Here is a 1,714-nt window from a genome sequence, read left to right as displayed (position 1 = left end):
GGACGTGAGGGTCCACGCCGTCGTCGTCGATGGCGGAGAGGTGCCCAATATCATTCCGGAGGCGGCGTTGATTAGGGCGTATGTCCGGGCGCCGGACACGCGGAAGCTGCTCGCCGACGTCGTGCCCCGCATCGAGAACTGTGCCCGCGGCGCCGCGCTGGCCACCGGCACCGACGTCGAGATCGTCTCGCCAGCCCCGGCTTATGCCTCAATGGTGCCAAACGGCGTCCTGGGCAGGTTGCTCGAGGACAACTTCCAGCGGATCGGCCGGAGCACGGAACTTCCACGGGCTGAAGTGTTCGCCGGGTCGACCGACATGGGAAACGTCAGCCAGGTCATCCCCTCAATCCACCCGACTATCGAGCTGGGGCCAGGCTTGGGCATGCACACCCGTGAGGCTGCAGGGCTTGCCGGCGGTCCCGAAGGCGACCGTGCGGCGTTGGACGGTGCCCTAGTGATGGCCATGACGGCGGCCCAATTGTTCCAGTCCCCGGCGTTGGTGCGCGAGATGAAGGAAAGATTCGAGCACGATCTCAGCAACTGACAGCCCATCACGGAAAAGGAACCCAAAGAATGGCACCCACACGAGTGAAATTCGCCCTGAACCCCCTCCAATACTTCGCGACGGCGGACGGCTGGCTCGATCCCAGCCTCGCGCCTCCGCTGGAGGCCCGGCTGGAGCAGATCGCTGGCGCCGGGTTCACGGCCGTCCAAGCCGAAGTCCCCGCGTCGATGACCGTTGGCGCGTACGGCGACCTCCTGGCCAAGCATGGACTGCAAGCAGGTCCGGGATACGCCGGCCTAGCCTGGACCGACGATGAAGATGCCCGGAAAGCCAGCATCCAACGGGCGGTTTCCCGGGCGCGCGATAACGTTGCCCTCGGAACTCCGCTGTTGTTTCTGGCAATCGGAATGGGACGAGAGGCCCCGCGCGTAGAGCACCCCGCCGTCGGTTACGACGCCTCGCCGGACCGGTTGCTCCGGGCGCGGGACTACCTCGCCGAGGCAGCCGAGCGGATCGTCGCAGAGGGGGCCGTGGCCGCGCTTCATCCGCATGTCGGCACATGGGTGGAGACCGCGGACGAAGCCCGCTTCGTGCTGGATTCCGTTGATCCTGCGGTTCTGAGTTTCGGCCCCGACGCCGGCCATCTCGCCTGGACCGGCGTCGATCCTGCCGCCCTCATCCGCGAGTACGCCGACCGCGTGGCAGGGGTACACATCAAGGACTTCCGGGCCGGGATCGCCAGGAGAAGCCGCGAGGAAGGCTGGGACTATCGGAAGGCCTCCCGCGCGGGACTCTGGACTGAACTGGGAACCGGGGACATGGACATCACGGCTCTCTTCACCGCCCTGCCCGGCGATTTCGACGGGTGGTTCGTGATCGAAGTGGACCGGGGAACCACGCCCACTCCCCAGGAGAGCATCAACATGTCCGGTTCCTGGCTTGCTTCCTTCTCGGAACTGCAGCCGGCATGAGTGAATCGCTTGAAACCACGCGGCTTCAGGGGAGCCTGGTTCGTGAAAGCCCGGCGGCCGATGAGCATGTCCACCTGTCGGCAGCTACGGATGAGCATGTCCTCCGGACTGCGTTGGAGCGGGTTGCGGGCACTGTTTTGGAGGTCAGCCACGCGATCCACGCACGGCCGGAGATCCGTTTCGAGGAATATTTTGCGTCGGGTTTGCTGGCGGACACGCTGAAACGGAAGGGCTTCGC

At 65.6% G+C, this 1,714-nt stretch carries 1 protein-coding gene and 2 pseudogenes; all 3 read left to right on the top strand.

The genetic code is table 11. The features are described from left to right. Positions 1–544: pseudogene (locus tag AB4074_RS24720) on the top strand (M20 family peptidase); the annotation flags it as partial. A gap of 29 nt (positions 545–573) precedes the next feature. After that, the gene (locus AB4074_RS24715) at positions 574–1,476 is read left to right on the top strand and encodes a sugar phosphate isomerase/epimerase family protein (protein ID WP_441415736.1); all 903 of its coding nucleotides are present in this window, start codon (positions 574–576) and stop codon (positions 1,474–1,476) included. After that, positions 1,473–1,714, top strand: a pseudogene (locus AB4074_RS24710) (hypothetical protein); the annotation flags it as partial. The gene AB4074_RS24715 and the pseudogene AB4074_RS24710, both read left to right, overlap by 4 nt.

The organism is Arthrobacter sp. 2MCAF14 (assembly GCF_052115645.1).
GTDB lineage: Bacteria > Actinomycetota > Actinomycetes > Actinomycetales > Micrococcaceae > Arthrobacter.
The sequence above is the reverse complement of the archived record's forward strand: the minus strand, read 5'-3'. Positions and strand labels throughout refer to the sequence as shown.